Annotated in this window: 19 protein-coding genes and 1 other annotated feature; of the genes, 14 read left to right on the top strand and 5 right to left on the bottom strand. The window is 47.6% G+C overall.

Annotation, left to right across the window (positions count from 1 at the left end; translation table 11 throughout):
• Positions 1-7 precede the first annotated feature (7 nt).
• The 4 genes from J2S00_RS11655 to J2S00_RS11670 are packed head-to-tail and all read right to left on the bottom strand — an operon-like array spanning position 8 to position 4647.
• Positions 8-1486, bottom strand: coding sequence for a Na+/H+ antiporter subunit D (locus tag J2S00_RS11655; RefSeq protein WP_307339769.1), 1479 nt, complete (start codon positions 1484-1486; stop codon positions 8-10).
• Positions 1479-1817 (bottom strand): Na(+)/H(+) antiporter subunit C, encoded by a 339-nt coding sequence (locus J2S00_RS11660; RefSeq protein ID WP_307339772.1) that lies wholly within the window; start codon positions 1815-1817, stop codon positions 1479-1481. Before J2S00_RS11660 ends, J2S00_RS11655 begins: the two co-directional genes overlap by 8 nt.
• Positions 1817-2242 carry a Na(+)/H(+) antiporter subunit B gene (locus tag J2S00_RS11665; protein WP_307339777.1) on the bottom strand — a complete coding sequence of 142 codons (426 nt, stop codon included), beginning with the start codon at positions 2240-2242 and terminating at the stop codon, positions 1817-1819. Before J2S00_RS11665 ends, J2S00_RS11660 begins: the two co-directional genes overlap by 1 nt.
• Complete coding sequence (locus J2S00_RS11670; protein ID WP_307339780.1) at positions 2239-4647, bottom strand: Na+/H+ antiporter subunit A; 2409 nt, start codon at positions 4645-4647, stop codon at positions 2239-2241. The genes J2S00_RS11665 and J2S00_RS11670 overlap by 4 nt, the downstream gene beginning before the upstream one ends.
• A gap of 260 nt (positions 4648-4907) precedes the next feature.
• Here J2S00_RS11670 and J2S00_RS11675 point away from each other — a divergent pair, with 260 nt between their 5' ends.
• The 11 genes from J2S00_RS11675 (at position 4908) to J2S00_RS11725 (ending at position 13875) form a co-directional block, all read left to right on the top strand.
• The gene (locus J2S00_RS11675) at positions 4908-5153 is read left to right on the top strand and encodes a hypothetical protein (RefSeq protein ID WP_307339783.1); all 246 of its coding nucleotides are present in this window, start codon (positions 4908-4910) and stop codon (positions 5151-5153) included.
• 108 nt (positions 5154-5261) lie between these two features.
• Positions 5262-5789, top strand: coding sequence for a YqeG family HAD IIIA-type phosphatase (locus J2S00_RS11680; protein ID WP_307339786.1), 528 nt, complete (start codon positions 5262-5264; stop codon positions 5787-5789).
• 4 nt (positions 5790-5793) lie between these two features.
• Complete coding sequence (gene yqeH, locus J2S00_RS11685) at positions 5794-6894, top strand: ribosome biogenesis GTPase YqeH (protein ID WP_307339788.1); 1101 nt, start codon at positions 5794-5796, stop codon at positions 6892-6894.
• Positions 6895-6934: 40 nt separating this feature from the next.
• Complete coding sequence (gene aroE / locus J2S00_RS11690; protein WP_307339790.1) at positions 6935-7840, top strand: shikimate dehydrogenase; 906 nt, start codon at positions 6935-6937, stop codon at positions 7838-7840.
• A 13-nt stretch (positions 7841-7853) separates the two neighbouring features.
• A complete protein-coding gene (gene yhbY / locus J2S00_RS11695; protein WP_307339792.1) occupies positions 7854-8144 on the top strand; it encodes a ribosome assembly RNA-binding protein YhbY in 291 nt (96 codons plus the stop codon).
• Positions 8131-8739: a nicotinate-nucleotide adenylyltransferase gene (locus J2S00_RS11700; protein ID WP_307339795.1), complete on the top strand. Its 609-nt coding sequence runs from the start codon at positions 8131-8133 to the stop codon at positions 8737-8739. The genes yhbY and J2S00_RS11700 overlap by 14 nt, the downstream gene beginning before the upstream one ends.
• Before the next feature lie 32 nt (positions 8740-8771).
• Complete coding sequence (gene yqeK / locus J2S00_RS11705; protein ID WP_307340005.1) at positions 8772-9386, top strand: bis(5'-nucleosyl)-tetraphosphatase (symmetrical) YqeK; 615 nt, start codon at positions 8772-8774, stop codon at positions 9384-9386.
• The gene (gene rsfS / locus J2S00_RS11710; protein ID WP_307339797.1) at positions 9343-9693 is read left to right on the top strand and encodes a ribosome silencing factor; all 351 of its coding nucleotides are present in this window, start codon (positions 9343-9345) and stop codon (positions 9691-9693) included. The genes yqeK and rsfS overlap by 44 nt, the downstream gene beginning before the upstream one ends.
• A gap of 145 nt (positions 9694-9838) precedes the next feature.
• Positions 9839-10087, top strand: a binding site (T-box leader).
• Positions 10088-10187: 100 nt separating this feature from the next.
• Complete coding sequence (gene leuS, locus J2S00_RS11715) at positions 10188-12623, top strand: leucine--tRNA ligase (RefSeq protein WP_307339799.1); 2436 nt, start codon at positions 10188-10190, stop codon at positions 12621-12623.
• A gap of 146 nt (positions 12624-12769) precedes the next feature.
• Positions 12770-13570, top strand: coding sequence for an AzlC family ABC transporter permease (locus J2S00_RS11720; protein WP_307339801.1), 801 nt, complete (start codon positions 12770-12772; stop codon positions 13568-13570).
• Positions 13570-13875 carry an AzlD domain-containing protein gene (locus J2S00_RS11725; RefSeq protein WP_307339804.1) on the top strand — a complete coding sequence of 102 codons (306 nt, stop codon included), beginning with the start codon at positions 13570-13572 and terminating at the stop codon, positions 13873-13875. The genes J2S00_RS11720 and J2S00_RS11725 overlap by 1 nt, the downstream gene beginning before the upstream one ends.
• Before the next feature lie 156 nt (positions 13876-14031).
• On the opposite strand, the gene comER is transcribed toward J2S00_RS11725, so the two are convergent.
• The gene (gene comER / locus J2S00_RS11730) at positions 14032-14862 is read right to left on the bottom strand and encodes a late competence protein ComER (protein ID WP_307339807.1); all 831 of its coding nucleotides are present in this window, start codon (positions 14860-14862) and stop codon (positions 14032-14034) included.
• 108 nt (positions 14863-14970) lie between these two features.
• On the opposite strand from comER, the gene J2S00_RS11735 reads away from it, so the two are divergent.
• Genes J2S00_RS11735 through J2S00_RS11745 form a run of 3 tightly spaced genes read left to right on the top strand, consistent with a single transcriptional unit; the run spans position 14971 to position 18621 of the window.
• Complete coding sequence (locus J2S00_RS11735) at positions 14971-15651, top strand: helix-hairpin-helix domain-containing protein (protein ID WP_307339809.1); 681 nt, start codon at positions 14971-14973, stop codon at positions 15649-15651.
• A 13-nt stretch (positions 15652-15664) separates the two neighbouring features.
• A complete protein-coding gene (locus J2S00_RS11740) occupies positions 15665-16159 on the top strand; it encodes a deoxycytidylate deaminase (RefSeq protein ID WP_307339812.1) in 495 nt (164 codons plus the stop codon).
• The gene (locus J2S00_RS11745; RefSeq protein ID WP_307339815.1) at positions 16159-18621 is read left to right on the top strand and encodes a DNA internalization-related competence protein ComEC/Rec2; all 2463 of its coding nucleotides are present in this window, start codon (positions 16159-16161) and stop codon (positions 18619-18621) included. Before J2S00_RS11740 ends, J2S00_RS11745 begins: the two co-directional genes overlap by 1 nt.
• Positions 18622-18632: the final 11 nt, after the last annotated feature.

An 18632-nucleotide genomic window follows, 5' to 3' on the forward strand; every position in this document is an offset into this window, starting at 1 on the left:
GATCCATCTACTCCTTTAGCACGGCCTGAATATATAACTCGGGGTTAAGCAATGTTTCGGTTGCAATCTGAATGTAAGGAATTACCCATTCCGCCCCCAGTCCCAGCCCAACGGCCAGGGCAACCAGAAAGCCACAGGGAACAAGGTGACGGGTGATAGAGCCATTCCCTTGGGCTTGATGATTCTTTTCTTCTCCCCAGAAACCGTTCATAAAGATTTTCAGCATGGAATACAAAACCAGCAAGCTTGTCCCCAGACTGACAGCTACCAGCCAATACAAACCTTGCTCCAGGCCTCCCTGAATCAGCAACAGTTTCCCGATAAAGCCGCTTAAAGGAGGAATGCCTGCCAGAGCAAGAGCACCAATGAAAAACATCCAGCCTAGAACCGGATAACGCTTGATCAAACCGCCCATTTTGCGCAATTGACCGGTACCTGCCACGGCAATCATGGAACCCCCCAACAGGAAGAGAAGCGCTTTGATGATCATGTCATGAAGCAGATAATAGATGGCACCGGATAGGGCGGTAGAGGATGATACGGCCAGTCCAAATACAATAAAGCCCACGGCGACCACAATGTTATAGGCCAGAATTTTTCTTACATCCCAGTGTGCCACAGCCCCAAGGACACCCAGCACCATGGTTAGTCCGGCCAGCCAGGCCAGCAGTTGATGTGTCACTTCAGGCTGATGATAAAAAATCAGTGTAAAGGAGCGGAACAAAGCATAGATCCCCACTTTGGTTAACAGTCCCCCAAAAAGAGCCGCAATGGGTGCAGGGGGAGCACTGTAGGAACCGGGCAGCCAGTAATAGAGAAACAAAGCTGATTTCAAACTGAAAACAATCATGAATAAGATGGCTATAACGGTCACAATGCCTTCTTGTCCTACTGCAGCCACTCTGAGCGATAAATCAGCCATGTTTAAAGTTCCCAGTGTGGCATACAGGTAAGCCACTGCCATGACAAACATAACGGAAGAGATAATGTTGACCAGGACGTACTTCAGTGATTCACGCAGCTGGCGCTTCTCTCCACCTAGAGAAATCAAAGCGTAGGAAGCAATCAGCATCACTTCAAAGAAAACGAACAGGTTGAAAATATCACCGGTCAAAAAAGAGCCGCATACACCTGCTACGATAAACTGCACGAGTGGATAATAAAAGTAGGATTCCCGGTCCTTGTCAATGGCGCTGAATGAATACAACAGACAGGCCAGGCTAACGATTCCCGCAGTCAGGACCAGCAAAGAGGCAAACATGTCAGCCACCAATACAATGCCAAATGGCGGTACCCAGCTGCCAAGATATAAGGTTTGGATGCCCTCAGTTGCCGCCAAATGAACGAGCCTTCCAGCGGCAACTATTAATGCGGCAAAAGAGAGCACGCTTAACGAGCGCTGCAAATTCAGATTTTTTTTGGCCAGAATGAGTACAATCCCTGTGATAAGCGGTATAACGACAGGTAAAATCACTACATTATTCATCGTCATTTCCCCTTAGTTTTTCCATATCGTCAGTTCCTAATTGCTGGTAGCTTCTGTAGGCCAGGACAAAGAAAAAGGCCGTCACACCAAAACTGATCACAATGGCGGTCAGGATCAGGGCTTGTGGAAGAGGATCCGTATAGGATCCAGCCTGTTCCCCCAACAACGGAGGCGCACCCGTCTTCAAACCGGCCATGGTTAATAACAGCAAATGGACACCGTGGCTTAAGACAGCTGTTCCCAAGATGATCCGCAGCAAACTTTTGGTCAAAACCAGGTATGTGCCCACCGTAAAGAGGACACCGACAACAATTGACATCAGGATTTCCATTATCCCTCATCCTCTCCGATTGTCAGAATAATGGTCATGGTGACCCCTACGACGGTAAGGTAGACACCAATATCAAACAGGACGGCTGTTGCCAGCTCTGTTTCACCCAGAACAGGCAGATCAAAATAGCCAAATGTATGGCTTAAAAAGGGAACACCGAAGAAAAATGAGCCCACACCTGTTAACACGGCCGTCAGTAAACCAACAGCGGTAACCATTTTAAAATCAAGGGGGATAGCTTTATTCATTGTGTCCATATCAAAGGCAATGTACAGGAGGACAAGGGCGGAGGCCGTCATCAATCCGCCTATAAAGCCTCCACCAGGGTCATGGTGTCCGGCAAAAAAGATATAAATGGAGAACGTCAAAATGATAAAGGCCACCGCTTTGGTCACGGTTTGTAAAATCACATCATTAAACCTCAACTTTCATTCCCCCTAGGCTTGCGCAGCTTAATCAGAGCAAAAATGCCAAGCGAAGCGATACCAAGGACCAGGATCTCCAACAGGGTATCAAATCCACGGAAGTCAACCAGGATGACGTTGACCACATTTTTGCCTCCTGCTTCTTTATAACTGGCTTCCAGAAAATATTGGGATATGGATTCAAAATAACGGGTTGAATGGGCGGAAAAGGCAATTAGTGTGACTGTCAGCCCCACGCCTAAAGCGATGAGCAAGTTGGTTAATTTGAAACGGACTTTGGACATTTCTTGTTTTAGTTCAGGCAAATGGTAAAAACTGAGCAGGAACAAGGTGACTGATACAGTTTCAACAATCAGCTGGGTCAGCGCCAGATCCGGTGCGCGGAATATAACGAAAAAGAGAGCCAATGTATAACCGACAACCCCCGCTGCAATGATGGCCATTAAACGAGTTTTAGCTAAAGGAATGGCACAGGCCGCAATGACCATCACCACACTTAAAATCAGCTCGTAAAAACTAATGGGAGCAGAGTGTACGAACTCAAGATTAAAGGCATTCAAAAGCACCAGGGCGCTTAACAATATCACAATAAAAAAGGCAAATATATAGGCAAGATAATCGCGGATAAACCCAGTCATATGCAAGCGGGTTACGCGGGAAGAGAATCTTTCCAGTCCGATATGACTTTGATCATATAAGTGATTCAGGGCCAATCTTTGCGGGAACAAACCGTAAACCCCTGTCCAACGGTTTAGCCCCACAAACAACAAGGTGCCCAGCCCGACAACCCCCATGGTCATGAACAATTCAGTTGAAAAACCGTGCCAGAAAGTAATATGAACGATAAAGTGTTCATTGGGGCCGACTAACGCAGGCAAGATGGAAGCCATTGTCGGCTCCAGGATAGTATAGGACAAAATATTGGGGAAAAAGCCAAAGACAACAACAAGCGAGGCCAGAATAATAGGCGGCACCAGCATGCCCATGGGTGCCTCGTGCGGTTTTTTGTCCAGTTTCTCAGGCTGGTATTTCCCGGTGAATGTTTTAAAGACCAGAATCATACAGTAAACAAAGGTAAACACACTGGCAATCCAGCCTAAAACAGGGAAGAGATAGCCCCAAGTCTCTGCATTGAAGATATCCAATTTGGTGGCCAAGAGCACACCGGTGAAAAACATCTCTTTGCTTAAAAAGCCGTTAAACGGCGGCAGTCCGGCCATTGAGAAACCACCAATGACGGCCAGTGTAAACGTAATGGGCATCAACGTCATCAGCCCGCCTAATTTACGGATATCCCTTGTGCCTGTTTCATGATCCACTATGCCGACAACCATAAACAGGCACCCTTTAAAGGTGGCATGGTTAATCAAATGAAACATTGCGGCCAGCACTGCTTTAGTATAAATCAGTGATTCATCACCATAACCGTAATACATGGCGGCCGACCCCAACCCCAAAAGACACATAATCAGGCCCAGCTGGCTCACTGTTGAAAAGGCAAGAATCGATTTTAAATCGGTTTGTTTCACAGCTGAGAATGAGCCCCAAAAAAGGGTCACAATTCCGAATCCGGAGACAAGCCAGAACCACTCTGCCCCACCGGCAAAAACAGGCGTCAAACGTGCTACAAGGTAAATTCCGGCTTTGACCATCGTAGCTGAATGCAGATAAGCACTGACAGGTGTCGGTGCTTCCATGGCATCTGGCAGCCAGATATGGAACGGAAATTGCGCTGACTTGGTAAAAGCACCTACGAGAATCAGCAGCATCGCTGGTAAAAACAAAGTATGTTCAGCGACAACATCAGCTTGTCCAATCAGTTCACGAATACTGAATGTACCGGTGATCACATAGAGCAGAATGAAGCCGGCCAGCATGGCAAAACCGCCGCTTACTGTAATCAGGGTTGACTTCAGGGCACCGTACAGGGATTTCTCCCGATGGAACCAGTAGGCAATCAACAGGGCGGAAGCCAAACTGGTTAATTCCCAAAACACATACAGGACCATTAAATTATCGGAAAGGACCACACCAAGCATGGCGCCCATAAACATCAACAGATAGACATAGAAGTTATTTAAAGCCTCTGTTTTTTTAGATAAGTAATAAATGGAGTACAAAACAACCAAGGCCCCGATGCCTGTGATCAACAAGGCAAATAACAGCCCTAAGCCGTCGACATATACGGTAAAGTGAATATCCAGTGCAGGGATCCAAGGAACGGTTGCAGTGACAGGTTGTCTACCTGATACATTAGAAATAAATTGAAGGAGATAGGTAAACGAAAGTATGGGTAAGGGTAGAACAAACCATCCGGTATGAATATTGCGGAAAGTCTTATATAGAAAAGGAACTAGAATAGCCAGGATAAACGGTGCCAGAATGATAATATGTAATAATGTCAAACAGAATACCTCCTTTTTTCACTCCGATGGATGTCCTGTATAAAATCCTTTTAAATTATAACGTAAAATTAAAGCCCTTGCACCATATGGTGTGTCATTTAACGGTTTTTCACACCCCGTATTCAAGATCTATTAAATATGAAGAAAGACAGGGGGCAAACAGATTGTGAAAAATTTGTGAACAAAATTGTGACAAATGTTGAATATGTATAAACTGCTCCTTTTTCATCCATGATAAGAAAAAGGAGTGTGGATATGATATGTGGACAAAAGCAGGAATTGCACTGGGCATTTTCATACTGCTTTTATCCTCGGCGTGGTATGCTGATCAAACAATTAACCGGTTCCATCAATCCCCATTGCAGCCAACGGATGATAATGACAACTTCGATATTGAAATTCAGCAAGTGGATCCTGAGCAAAACCCCCAGCTGTATATTGAGCCGGTGATCGAGCCGTTTAAACCCCGGGAGTATATACGTATTTATGAACTGCCTTTACCTTAGCATCCTGTATGGGATGCTTTTTTTGCTGACTAGAGAAGAAAAAGAAGCGAGCACGGTCCAATATTTTGTTACAATATGATATGATGGACAGACTGGAGGTGAAGTTTGGTGCTTTACAAGTTACTCCCGGATTTATATGTCCCCTCGGTGTATGATATTGACCTTGACGCCTTAAAGGAGCGAGGTGTAAAAGGTATCATTACCGATTTGGATAATACACTGATTGAATGGGATCGTCCCAGTGCCACACCTGAGCTGGCTGACTGGCTAAAAAGGGTGGAGCATATGGGCTTTAAAATTGTGGTGGTCTCAAACAATAATGAAGACAGGGTGCGGCACTTTTGTCAGCCTTTAAGCATCCCGTTTATACATAGAGCGAGAAAACCGTTCCGTTTTGCATTTAAGCGTGCGCAGCAAATGATGAATTTATCCTCCCGGGAAGTGGTGGTGATCGGCGACCAATTGCTGACCGATGTGCTGGGTGGTAATCGCCTGGGCTTATATACGATTCTGGTTGTCCCTGTTGCTGAGACAGACGGTTTTTTTACGCGCTTTAACAGAGGCATCGAACGAATCGCTTTTTACTGGATGAGGAAAAAAGGGATGCTGGCCTGGGAAGAAGAACAAAGGAGGTAAGCGTATGGCTGTATTCTGTACGGGATGCGGGGTCAAACTGCAGAGTGAGAATCCTGAACAGCCAGGCTATGTTCCCGCTTCGGCTATGGAACGGGAACAAGTGATATGCAAGCGCTGCTTTCGCATTAAGCACTATAATGACCTTACCCCTGTACCCATGGACAAAAATGACTTCCTGCAAATTCTGCACCGGATCGGCGAAACGAAAACCTTGGTGGTGAAGATCGTTGATCTGTTTGATTTTAATGGCAGTTGGCTGCCTGGGCTGATGCGTTTCGTTAACTTTAACCCCGTGTTGCTTGTGGCCAATAAAACCGATTTATTTCCTCACGTCAATTGGGGACGGATCGAACAGTGGGTCCGGCTCCAGGCCAAACAGGGGGGGCTCAAACCTGTCGATGTGGTTTTCTGCAGTGGAGAAAAGGGAACAGGAATTAAGACATTGATGGAAGCAATTGAAAAGCATCGCCAGGGAGGGGATGTGTATGTGGTTGGTGCCACAAATGTGGGCAAGTCCACTATCATTAATCAGATGTTAAAACATGCTGGAGCGGAGGAAACAGCCCCGCTGTTGACCACATCCAGATTTCCGGGCACCACATTGGATATGATCAAAATTCCCCTCGATGACGGGCAGGCCTTGTATGATACCCCCGGAGTGATTAATGAGCATCAAATGGCCCATTATATATCTCATGAAGAATTGAAAGTGATCTTGCCCACCAAACCGGTTAAACCGAAAATTTATCAGCTTCATTCGGCACAAACGTTATTTTTCGGTGGACTGGCCCGTCTTGATTTCAATGCTGGAGAGCGGCAATCCTTTGTCTGCTATATGTCCAATGAGCTGCTGGTGCACCGCACCAAGCTGGAAAAGGCGGATCAGCTGTATGTCCAACATTTGGGTGAGATGTTAACGCCGCCAGGAAAGAAATCACTCCAAGAATGGAAAGAGCTAGAGCCCCACCAGTTTAGTATCGGAGAGGAACCTGTCGACATTGTCTTTTCTGGGCTGGGCTGGGTCGCTGTGAAGGGAACAGGTGCCCACTTGACTGCCTACGCACCTGAAGGCGTGGGTGTTTATGTCCGTCCGTCATTAATCTAATGAACATGTTAAAGTTTAACAAGTGGAGAGGAGAATGGGGATGTCCGGCAGTGAGAAACAGTTATTTGGTTTGTTTGCCCACCCGGTTGGACACAGCTTATCCCCTGTTATGCACAACCGGGCTTTTCAGGCTTTAGGTTTACCCTATCATTACCACCCCTTTGATGTGTCCCCTCAAGACTTGCCTGAAGCCGTAGCCGGCTTAAAAGCTTTGGGAATCAAGGGGATCAATGTCACCATCCCCCATAAGGAGCGTATCGTTCCGCTGCTTGATGAACTGGATCCTGAGGCGAAAGCGATTGGTGCTGTGAATACAGTTGTATTATCCAAACAGGGGCGGTTAGTGGGGTATAATACAGATGGAGCCGGTTACGTGCAATCGCTGCTCACGGAAACCGGAGTTAATCTGGAACAGACGCGCGTGTTACTGTTGGGTGCAGGTGGAGCGGCTAAAGCCATTGCCATCTATCTCATCAAAAATGGCTGCACAAGTGTCACGATTGCCAATCGGACAGAACAGAAAGCAGAAACACTGGCCAACCACATTCGCCATTATGCTAATGCAAAAAACAGACAAGAAACGAACGGACCGTTAACTTCTCTACAGGTAGACGTGCTAAGCTGGACGTTTCTTGAACAACAGGGTGTCACAGATTACCAATTAATTATCAATACGACACCGGTCGGCATGTGGCCCCATGTGGAACAAACACCGCTTGCTCTACAAGGGCTAAAGCCGGGCACTGTTGTTAGTGATATTGTATACAATCCGCTCTGTACCGCGTTTTTGAATAACGCCAAACAACTTGGTGCAACCGTTCATCAAGGCTTAGGTATGTTTATCTATCAAGGGGCTTTGGCTTTCAAGTTATTTACCGGTTATGATGCGCCCCTAGATGTGATGCGCCAAGTTGTCCTGAAGCAGCTTAACTTATCGTCAGCATAGGAGGAATACCATAATGTTAACCGGAAAACAGAAACGTTATTTGCGGTCAATGGCCCACCATCTCACCCCCATTTTTCAAGTGGGGAAAGGGGGCGTTAACGACAATATGGTTCAGCAAATCAGGGACGCTCTTGAAGCCCGGGAGCTGATCAAGGTATCCGTTTTGCAAAACTGTGAAGAAGACAAACATGAGGTGGCCGAACAATTGGCAACACGCGCCGGGGCCGAACTGGTACAAGTGATTGGCAAGCAGATTGTCCTATACAAAGAGTCGGAGGAAAACAAACAGATTGAGTTACCGTAAGATTGGTCTTTTAGGTGGAACATTTGACCCGGTGCATCTGACCCATTTGCATATGGCTGAAGTGGCCAGGGATGAATGTAACCTGGATGAAGTATGGTTTGTCCCGGCCAATGTGCCCCCTCATAAGCAGGACCGTCCCGTTACACCGGGAGAAGAGCGGATTGAGATGTTAAAGCTGGCTATTGAGCATATACCTTATTTCAAGCTCTCACTAGTAGAATTTGAGCGGAAAGGCCCATCGTTTACCATAGACACCATTAAGGAGCTTAGGCGCATCCATCCTCACTGCTGTTTCTCTTTTATTATCGGTGGGGACATGGTCGAAAACTTGCCTGAGTGGCATCAAATCGAGGAACTGGTCAAGCTCGTCCGCTTTATCGGTATCAGACGCCCGGAATCCCGTTCCAACCCTGGGGCCGAGTGGGAAAATTACGTTGATTTTGTAGACATGGTCCCTTCTTATGTGTCTTCCTCACTGATCCGGGAACGGAGACAACAAGGGAAAAGCATCCGCTTTCTCGTACCGGAGCCAGTTTATCAATATATAGAGCGTCAAGGATTGTATCAGCCTGAGGATAGACACAGTAGCGGATAAAAAGGAGGATGAACATGTTTAAGCAGGGGAAACTGAGCCGGGAAGCCATGTTAGCGGTTGTTAAAAAAGCATTGCCCACTCACCGTTACCAGCATACACTTGGCGTTTTAGAAACCGCTGTCCAACTGGCTGAACGGTATGGGGCCGATGTGGAGCGAGCGGAGGCGGCCGCTATTTTTCATGATTACGCCAAATACAGGCCGGAAGATGAAATGCGCAGGCTGATCGAAACACGGGAAGAGGTTCCGGATGACATATTAGATTACAACAAGGAGTTATGGCATGCGTTTGTAGGGGCGTATCTAGTCCAACATGAAGTGGGCCTTGTTGATCAACAAGTTGTGGATGCCATTCGTTATCATACAACAGGCAGGCCCTGTATGAACCTGTTGGAAAAAGTGGTTTATCTGGCTGACTACATTGAACCGGGACGCGATTTTCCCGGTGTTGACGAGGTGCGCCAAAAAGCCGGGCAGGACTTAAACCAGGCGGTTGGCATGGCTTTGAAGCGGACTATTCGGTTTCTTGAAGAAAAAGGAGAAAAAGTGTATCCTTTGACCAGAGCAGCCTACGCTGATATAAGTGATAAGAAGGAGGAAAGTGATGGACACACAGGATCTGCTAAAAGCGGTGGTGGACAGTGCTGAAGAAAAAAAGGCACAGGACGTCGTGGTGCTCGATATCAGAGGGTTGTCTGTCGTTGCTGATTACTTTGTGATTTGTCACGGTAATTCGGAAACACAGGTACAAGCCATTGCAGAATCTATACGGGATAAAGCTGAGGAATTGGGCCTCAATCCCAAGCCAATGGAGGGCCTTGACCAGTCCCGCTGGGTATTGCTTGATCTGGGGGATGTGGTGGTTCATGTCTTTCACAGAGAAGAGCGGGAGTTTTATAATTTGGAGAAAATCTGGGCAGATGCTTCACGAGTGGAACTCTCTCTCGGGTTGTAAACAAGTTTAAAACATGAGTAAAATGGCAAGAATGAGCAAATACAAACAAAGATGGGTGTTTAAACTGTTGACAGGCCCGGCGGTTGTGCATATAATTCATACTAAACCATCTTTACGGAACAAAACTTAACAGTAGTATAACATTACAAGGGCAATGATCAGGAGTAGTAGCTTCTGTATTGCTACACAGAGAGTTGACGGGTGGTGCAAGTCAACAGCAAAAGGAAGTGAACTCGCCTGGGGAGTCCGTAAAGGCGAACCAAGTAGTCTTTACCGTTTTCCGCGATAAGGAGCAATGAAGGAAACAGCGTTAAGCTCAATCACCGCTGTTTCAAATTAGGGTGGTACCACGGGAAGGTATGCTGACAATGTGAACGAACCTCTCGTCCCTAGCGAAAGACGCTGGGGGTGGGAGGTTTTTTGGTGACGGTCACTTATGCAATGATACTTATATAAAGATACATAAATAACACCAAGACAAGGAGGTTCTGTTGATGTCAAAACAAGGTACAAGTTATCCGTTTCGTGATATTGAACAGAAATGGCAAGCGTATTGGGAAGAACACAAAACCTTTAAGGCGACCGATGACCCAGATAAAGACTATTTTTACGTGCTGGATATGTTTCCCTATCCTTCAGGAGCCGGACTGCATGTGGGCCATGTGGAAGGATATACGGCCAGTGACATAGTGGCCCGCTACAAGCGGATGAATGGCTATAATGTATTGCACCCCATGGGTTGGGATGCGTTCGGTTTGCCTGCTGAACAACACGCTCTTGATACCGGTGAACATCCACGGGAGATTACCAAACGCAACATTGATAACTTCAGACGCCAGTTGAAATCCCTGGGTTTCTCTTATGACTGGGACCGGGAATTCAGCACAACTGACCCTGACTATTACAAATGGACGCAGTGGATCTTTTTGAAACTGTATGAAAAAGGGTTGGCTTATATTGACGAGGTGCCTGTCAACTGGTGCCCAGCCTTGGGTACGGTATTGGCCAACGAGGAAGTCATCGATGGCAAGAGTGAACGGGGCGGCCACCCTGTGATACGCAAACCGATGAAGCAATGGATGCTCAAAATAACGGCTTATGCTGACCGGTTGCTGGAAGATTTGGACGAATTGGATTGGGATGAAAGCATCAAGGAGATGCAGCGCAACTGGATTGGCCGTTCAGAGGGGGCCAACATCACCTTCCAGGTCGACGGACACGATGAAAGTTTCGTGGTGTTTACCACCCGTCCCGATACGTTGTTCGGAGCCACCTACTGTGTGCTGGCACCCGAACATCCGCTGGTCGAAAAAATCACGACACCCGAACAGCAGACTGCTGTAAAGGACTATCAGGAACAGGCCGCACGTAAGAATGATTTGGAGCGCACTGATCTGGCCAAAACAAAAACTGGTGTCTTTACCGGTGCTTACGCCATCAATCCGGCCAACGGGGCCAGATTGCCCATTTGGATTGCTGACTATGTATTAGCTAACTACGGAACGGGAGCCATTATGGCTGTTCCCGGACACGATGATCGTGACCATGAATTTGCTAAACAATATGACCTGCCCATCGTGGAAGTGGTTAAAGGGGCAGAGGATATCCAAAAAGCTGCTTATACAGGAGACGGTGAACATATCAATTCTGAGTTTTTAAATGGCTTGTACAATGCAGAAGCGATTGAAACCATGATCAAGTGGCTGGAAGAAAAGGGCGTTGGCCAGCGCAAGGTGAGTTACAAGATGCGCGACTGGCTCTTCAGCCGCCAGCGTTACTGGGGTGAGCCTATTCCCATACTGCATCTGGAAGACGGCAGCCTGAAGCCTGTCTCCGAAACTGAATTGCCACTTACGCTGCCAGAGGTGGATGAGATAAAACCGTCCGGCACTGGTGAGTCGCCGCTGGCCAATGTGGAAGAGTGGGTAAACACCATTGATCCCGAAACAGGCATGAAAGCGCGGCGGGAGACCAACACCATGCCTCAGTGGGCCGGCAGCTGTTGGTATTATTTGCGCTTCCTGGACCCCCACAACGATAAAACATTCTGCTCTAAAGAACAGCAGGAAAAATGGCTGCCGGTTGATCTGTATATTGGTGGTGCAGAGCATGCTGTGCTCCATCTGTTGTATGCCCGCTTCTGGCACAAAGTGCTGTATGATTTGGGGCTGGTGACCACCAAAGAACCCTTTAAGAAACTGGTTAACCAGGGCATGATTTTAGGCGAAAACAATGAAAAAATGAGCAAATCCAAAGGAAATGTGGTCAATCCGGACGATGTGGTGGAAGCCTATGGAGCAGACACCTTGCGGGTATATGAGATGTTTATGGGACCGCTGGAAGCCAGTAAACCATGGAGCACGGATGGTTTGGAAGGCGCCCACCGCTTCCTCAACCGTGTCTGGCGCTTGGTGATGAAAGAGGATGGCGCTCTGGCTGATCCCATTCAAGAGGTAGAGGGCAGCAAAGAGTTCCAGCGTGTTTGGCATCAAACAATCAAAAAAGTGACCGAGGATATTGAGGGGCTGAGGTTTAATACAGCCATCAGCCAGTTGATGGTTTTTGTGAATGAGGCGTATAAGCAAGAGCAATTGCCCAAACGGGCCATTGAGGATTTTGTTAAGCTGCTCTCACCCATTGCCCCCCATATTGCCGAGGAAATGTGGCAGGCTCTGGGTCATGAACAGACCTTGGCTTATGAGCCTTGGCCCGCTTATGACGAAAACCTGCTCGTAGAAGACAGCGTTGAAATTGTGGTGCAGATCATGGGTAAAATCAAGGCGCGCCTTGAAGTTCCGGTGGATCTGAGCAAGGAAGAGCTGGAGCAAAAAGCCCTTGAACACGAGAAAGTCAAGGCTGAACTGGAAGGCAAAACGATTCGCAAAGTCATTGTCGTACCCAATAAGCTGGTTAACATTGTGGCGAACTAGGCAATAGTCTAAACCTCAACAGGTGCTAGAGACAGAGAAAGCCTGTTGAGGTTTTTGGCATAAAGAATTGTAGAATAAGGGGACACCTGGAGAATGGGCAATAAGTTATATTTAAGTTATATTATACAAAAAAGGAGTATTTAAAGATGAAAAAATCTTCTCCGCCATCCACTGATATTTACCAGCGTCCATCGTCAGCGGCTGAAGGTTTCGCTCAATTTATTCAAGGCGCCAAGTTGGCTTTTCCCATTGTGATCGGTTATATCCCCATCGCCATCTCTTATGGTGTTATTGCTTTAGAAAGCGGGCTCTCTCTCTTTCACACCGTGGCCATGTCGGTGTTTATCTATGCCGGGGCCAGTCAATTTATGGCTGTCAATATGCTGGGGCTAGGAGCCGGCGCACTGGAACTGATCTTTGCCACTTTCGTACTAAATCTCCGCCATTTTGTGATGAGTTTATTTTTGATGCATCGCCTTCGGCACCTCCCCCAGCGGTGGCGAGGGATCCTCTCCTATGGCATCACTGATGAAAGCTTCGCCGTAGCTTCATTCAAAACGGAGTCAGGAGAAAAAGACGGATCAGAAAACAATGATTATGGCTTCCAGGGGAAAGATCATCTATCTTCTTACATGTTTCTTGGACTTTTTCTTACGGCCTATCTCGCTTGGATTGGGGGTACATTGCTTGGTGGACTTTTTTACATGTTCATTCCCCCGGCCATTGGAGCCAGTATGGCCATCGCCTTATATGCCATGTTTATCGGACTGTTGATCCCTGCTATCCGCCGATCGTTAAGTGCCGGGGTCATTGCTGTGATCAGCGCCATCTTCTGCACTTTGTTCACCGTCGGTCTAGAACTTCCCAGCGGCTGGGGAATCGTCCTGGCCACCCTAATGGCTTCCCTGGCTGGGATTGTGCTTTTCCGCGGAAAGGAGGGTCAATAATGGACCTATTTCTGATTATCATTGCCATGGGACTGGTTACATTTCTCCCCCGTTTTCTGCCAGCAGTACTTCTGGACCGTATTCGGATTCCAGAGTGGGCCGGACGTTGGTTGCAAGCCATACCATATGCGGCATTGGGGGCTTTGATCTTTCCCGGTATTTTAGCCGTCTATGATCAACCCCTGGTAGGGCTGGCTGGAGGACTGGTGGCTGTGATCGTTGCCCTGTTGCGCTTGCATATTATTTTAGTGATTTCCGGTGCCATCCTGACGGTGTTCGCCCTCAACTGGTGGATGGGGACATAATCGAGTCAGATGAATTTTACAATGTTTAACATAAAAAAACCGGGGTGATCCTCGGTTTTTACATGCATAAAGTTTTTTTGCATCAAGACAGGATTTTTAAAACACATGTAGAATAGTGTAAAAAGTCAAAAAGAAATCAGGTGCAGGCCTCATTTGTTAAGTGGATGTCTTATAAAACATCTCCTGTACCAGTTCCACATCTTCGTTGTACTTGAGCTGCGTGGCTTTGAACAGTTTATGGAACATGTCGTTCACTTCCTGGTCCAGCACCCCGATGCCGACACCAGTCACGCCTCCAGGTACACATACTCTCTCTTGTAAAGACTCTAGTGTAAATTTGTTCTGATTCAGCAGTTCGCCAAAACCAATCATCATATGGGTGAACAGGGTGACGGCTTTGTCACGGGGAATTCCCGTTTCTTCCACGGCAGCATCAATCATCCGCTGCAGGAGAAAACTGATAAATGCAGGGCCACAGCTGGCAATGTCGGAAGAAATACGCGTATATTTTTCGTCCAACCACAAGGGGTGGCTGATCGACTTCATCAGATGGAAGAGGACATCCTTATCCCGTTCTGTGAGGCGTTCACCAGCCATGATTAGAGAAGCTCCTTGACCAACGGAATTGGTAATACTGGGAATCACTTTTGCCACTTTGGCTTTTAATTTCCGTTCCAAGTCCTTGATTTCAACCGGGCTGGTGATGGAGACGATGAGGTGTTCTTCATGTACTTCGTGCTTGATCTGATCAATGACCTTTTGGAATTCAAGGGGTTTGACACACAGAAAGACGATATCGGCTTTCTGTACGACACGCGCGTTGGAAGGATAAGCGTGTAACCCCGTATATTTTTTGGCCAGCGTTTTGACCTTGTCAAATGTCCGGTTAGAGGCATGGATTTGGGAAGGCTGCAGCGCTTTGGATTCAATTAATGCTTCAATGAGGATACTGCCCATGCTTCCTGTGCCAACAAAACCGACTCGCATACTCCAACCCTCCTATCCCGTTTATGATTATACATATGATTGACAGAGCTTGACTCATACGTCTTTTTTTCAGGTAAAAGATGAAAAGCTATAAAGGAGCAGATGGGTGTGTTCAAAGGGTGGACGAGCCGCGAAAAAACGCTGATGGTGTTAAGCACCGTGTTGCTTATTGCAGTCTCCAGCTTACTGTTCAGCCAATGGTGGCAAGAGAGAGAACAAGGCGCTCCGGAAGGGTTAACTTTCCAAACCCATGTTGACCAAGTACAACATGTGCATAGAAATTTGAAAGGGGAAGCTGTGACAGAAGGCGACTTTGCCCCTTCAGAACCCCAACAGGAAGATGAACCTGTTGTCATCGACATTAAAGGGGCTGTGCAAGTTCCCGGCGTGTATACCTTAACGGAACGTCAGCGGGTGATTGATGCCATTCATGAGGCGGGAGGTTTAGCGGAAAATGCCTCCACGTTACCCCTTAATCTTGCTCAACCATTGACTGACGGCATGGTCATCTATGTACCCACGAAGGAAGAAGTGGACAGAGGGGAGGGAATGCCTTCCTTTTCCTCTACAGGTACTGTTCTTGACGGGGGCTCTTCAGGCAAAATCAGTATCAACCGGGCGACAGCAGAGGAATTACAACAATTGCCGGGGATTGGGCCATCCCGGGCTGAAGCCATTGTTCGCTACAGGGAGGAAAACGGCCCCTTTACTTCTGTTGAAGACATTATGAAGGTGTCAGGGATTGGCCCAAAAATCTTTGAAAACATGAAGGATGAAATTGAATTGTAGTAGGTGATAGCACATGCGTAAATCATGGGATGCTTATTTTATGGATATTGCTTACATGGCCGCTTCGCGGGCCACATGTCCCCGGCGGCATGTGGGCGCCATATTGGTCAAGGATAAAAAAATTTTAGGTACAGCCTATAACGGTGCTCCGGCCGGGGTACCCGACTGCTATGAGGCCGGTTGCATGTTAGCGGAAACGTATGAGGAAGTGGAAGGGAAAATTGTAAAAAAGGAGCGCTGCATCCGCACCATTCACGCTGAACAAAATCTGTTACTATTTACGGACAGGGAAGACCGTCAGGGAGCGACGGTGTATGTGACAGACCAGCCCTGCTGGACTTGTACCAACATGCTGGCCAACAGTGGGATTGCTGAGATTGTGTATCACCGGGCTTACCAAAAGGACCAGGACAAAGTAAAAGCGCTGTTAAAACAGAAAGGAATTGTACTGCGTCACCTTCAGGATTATCAGCCTCCTGCCGGACTTAACTTGGAAGTGGTGGAGTAATGCTGGAGACGGCCACTTATTTTATTGTATTATTCACTTTTCAATTAATCATCATCCTCCAAGAGAGCTCTTCATGGTGGTTGCATTTCATCTGGAGCTCTTTTTTGTTAGCTCTGCTTATATGGCGCAAAGAGCTACTGTATCCGGCCGACCATCCCCACGTCAGGCTGCGCAAGAGACACATCGGCCTAGGGATGGGGATGTGTGTCCTGCTGATGTTATTTAACATCTATTTTTCGGTATATATCTCGAACCATCAACAGTCAGCCATTGATGCTGTTGTGGGAGATGGAGGAAGCAGCGAACAGATTGCACTTAAGGGATTGGTGCTGTCTCCCGCTCAAATTGATGGGAACAGGGTTCGTTTTGAGTTAAGGGTGCAAGAGATTGATGCCCAGCCCTTAAACAAACCTGAAAAAGTGGTTGTCACCCATTATGTGCGCACATTAGAGGAAAGAGAAAGCTATGAGCATCTTAAGCGGGGAGATATATGGGAGGGGATTGTCCGCCTGGCCGCGCCTCAGACGGCCAGAAACCCGGGTGCCTTCGATTACCGCCGTTATTTAAAGCAGCGGGGCATCCATTATGTCGCTCAAGTAAGGGGAACATGGGCCGTTCAACCTGGAGATCGCCTTGGGGATCGGGTGCTGGGGATGGCTGATCAATACCGGTTGCTATGGATCAGCCAGACTGAGAAGGTGTTCGGTGAGGCGACAGCTCCCATTATACAGACCATGACAGTAGGCTACCGGGATGAAATGGACAAGCATGTCATGGAGATGTATCAATATCTGGGCCTTATCCACTTGCTGGCCATTTCAGGGCTGCATGTGGGCATTGTTTTGGGCAGCCTGTACCTTTTACTTTCCCGGCTGCCGCTCACTCGTGAAACCATCTACCTGATCTTGTTTATATTTATCCCTGTCTATATGATGTTAAGCGGGTGGCAGGTTTCTGCCGTCAGAGCCAGTTTAATGGCCCTGGTGGTCCTGCTTTGCCTCCGGTTCCGTCTGTGGCACCATTCTCTTGTAGGCCTGTATGTCGTCTATCTACTGGTACTCATGGTCAATCCGTATTATCTCTATCATGTAGGTTTTCAACTCTCCTTTGCCATCACTTTCGCCCTGCTTACGGTGGTTCCCAAGCTGTATCCGCTCTTGCCAGGCAAGGGTGAACGACTGCGCCAAGGCATGGCTGTGGCTATCGTGGCCCAAGCAGTTTCTCTGCCGATTATCATGTACCATTTCTATTCGTTTTCACCACTCTCTCCTGTCTTAAATCTGATTCTGGTTCCACTGTACTCAGCGATATATATTCCCGCCGCTTTTGGATTGACACTGGTCAGCTTTCTTAGTCTTGATCTGGTTCGTCTTCCGGCTTTGCTGTATGTACATAGTCTTGACATGTTGCACCGTGGCTTGGAGTGGCTCTACGGGTTGCCTTGGGCTGCTGTTCATACGGGGCAGCCAGCTTGGTGGTGGCTGTTGCTAACAGCTCTTCTCACTGTCTTTGTAGCCTTCAGTGCGGAGCAGAGACAAAAGTATATGGTAGGGCTTTTCTTGGTCATGTATCCCATCTTCATCGCTTTTCAAATTATGCTCCCTTACCTTGACCGGCAGGGCTATGTGACGGTATTGGATGTGGGACAGGGGGATGCGATTGTGATTGAAGCTCCTTACCGTCGTCAGGTCGTAGTGGTTGATCTGGGAGGGCAGCTTACTTTTTATCAAGAAGAGTGGCAGCAGCCTGCACGGCCCTTTGAAGTAGGCAGAGACATCATTTTGCCATACTTAAGGTACAGGGGGATCAACAAGGTAGATAAGGTGGTCATCTCCCATGGCCATTATGATCATTTTGGCGGTATTCAGGGCTTGCTGGGCCAGATGAAGATTGGCATGGTTCTCTACCCGCCCGTGGCTCCGCAGAGTGACTTTGAACAGCACTGGTTAAGGCGTATCCGGGAAGAGGGGATCCCTGTTTATTTTGTAAGTGAAGGGGACAGCTGGCGAAACAGTGAGATACACTTTAAGGTCATATTTCCACCATCGCCGGAAAGACTTGTCGAACATGTGAATAATCTGCATGACTATAATGTGGTCTTATGGAATAAGATTTATGAGACGACTTTTCTGTGGACGGGGGATGTAGAGGAAGCGGGAGAACATGCCATTGTGGACACCTATCCCGCTGTGAAGGCTGACGTGTTAAAGGTGGCTCACCATGGCAGCCGGACGTCAACCTCACACCGTTGGTTGGAACAAGTTAAGCCTAGGGTAAGTGTTATTTCTGTTGGAACCAACAACCGCTATGGCCATCCTGATGCTGAAGTGGTCCAGCGGCTTCAAGAGAGCGGAACCCATCTGTTCCAAACGGACCAACATGGTGGCATCCTGATCGTGATTGGTCCTGGTCAGTACACAGTGAGACCAACTTTACAAGCTGAGACGGAATCGGTACAATAGGCGTATGGTAA

Origin of the sequence: Caldalkalibacillus uzonensis, from assembly GCF_030814135.1 — a bacterium.
GTDB lineage: Bacteria > Bacillota > Bacilli > Caldalkalibacillales > Caldalkalibacillaceae > Caldalkalibacillus > Caldalkalibacillus uzonensis.

Bases quoted from the DNA above. Each gene is read 5' to 3' on its own strand.
- J2S00_RS11745 (WP_307339815.1), top strand. From the start codon at position 16,159: ATGCTGGAGACGGCCACTTATTTTATTGTATTATTCACTTTTCAATTA.
- J2S00_RS11655 (WP_307339769.1), bottom strand. From the start codon at position 1,486: ATGAATAATGTAGTGATTTTACCTGTCGTTATACCGCTTATCACAGGG.
- comER (WP_307339807.1), bottom strand. From the start codon at position 14,862: ATGCGAGTCGGTTTTGTTGGCACAGGAAGCATGGGCAGTATCCTCATT.
- J2S00_RS11720 (WP_307339801.1), top strand. From the start codon at position 12,770: ATGAAAAAATCTTCTCCGCCATCCACTGATATTTACCAGCGTCCATCG.
- yhbY (WP_307339792.1), top strand. From the start codon at position 7,854: ATGTTAACCGGAAAACAGAAACGTTATTTGCGGTCAATGGCCCACCAT.
- leuS (WP_307339799.1), top strand. From the start codon at position 10,188: ATGTCAAAACAAGGTACAAGTTATCCGTTTCGTGATATTGAACAGAAA.
- J2S00_RS11740 (WP_307339812.1), top strand. From the start codon at position 15,665: ATGCGTAAATCATGGGATGCTTATTTTATGGATATTGCTTACATGGCC.
- J2S00_RS11675 (WP_307339783.1), top strand. From the start codon at position 4,908: ATGTGGACAAAAGCAGGAATTGCACTGGGCATTTTCATACTGCTTTTA.
- rsfS (WP_307339797.1), top strand. From the start codon at position 9,343: ATGGACACACAGGATCTGCTAAAAGCGGTGGTGGACAGTGCTGAAGAA.
- J2S00_RS11660 (WP_307339772.1), bottom strand. From the start codon at position 1,817: ATGGAAATCCTGATGTCAATTGTTGTCGGTGTCCTCTTTACGGTGGGC.
- J2S00_RS11725 (WP_307339804.1), top strand. From the start codon at position 13,570: ATGGACCTATTTCTGATTATCATTGCCATGGGACTGGTTACATTTCTC.
- yqeH (WP_307339788.1), top strand. From the start codon at position 5,794: ATGGCTGTATTCTGTACGGGATGCGGGGTCAAACTGCAGAGTGAGAAT.
- aroE (WP_307339790.1), top strand. From the start codon at position 6,935: ATGTCCGGCAGTGAGAAACAGTTATTTGGTTTGTTTGCCCACCCGGTT.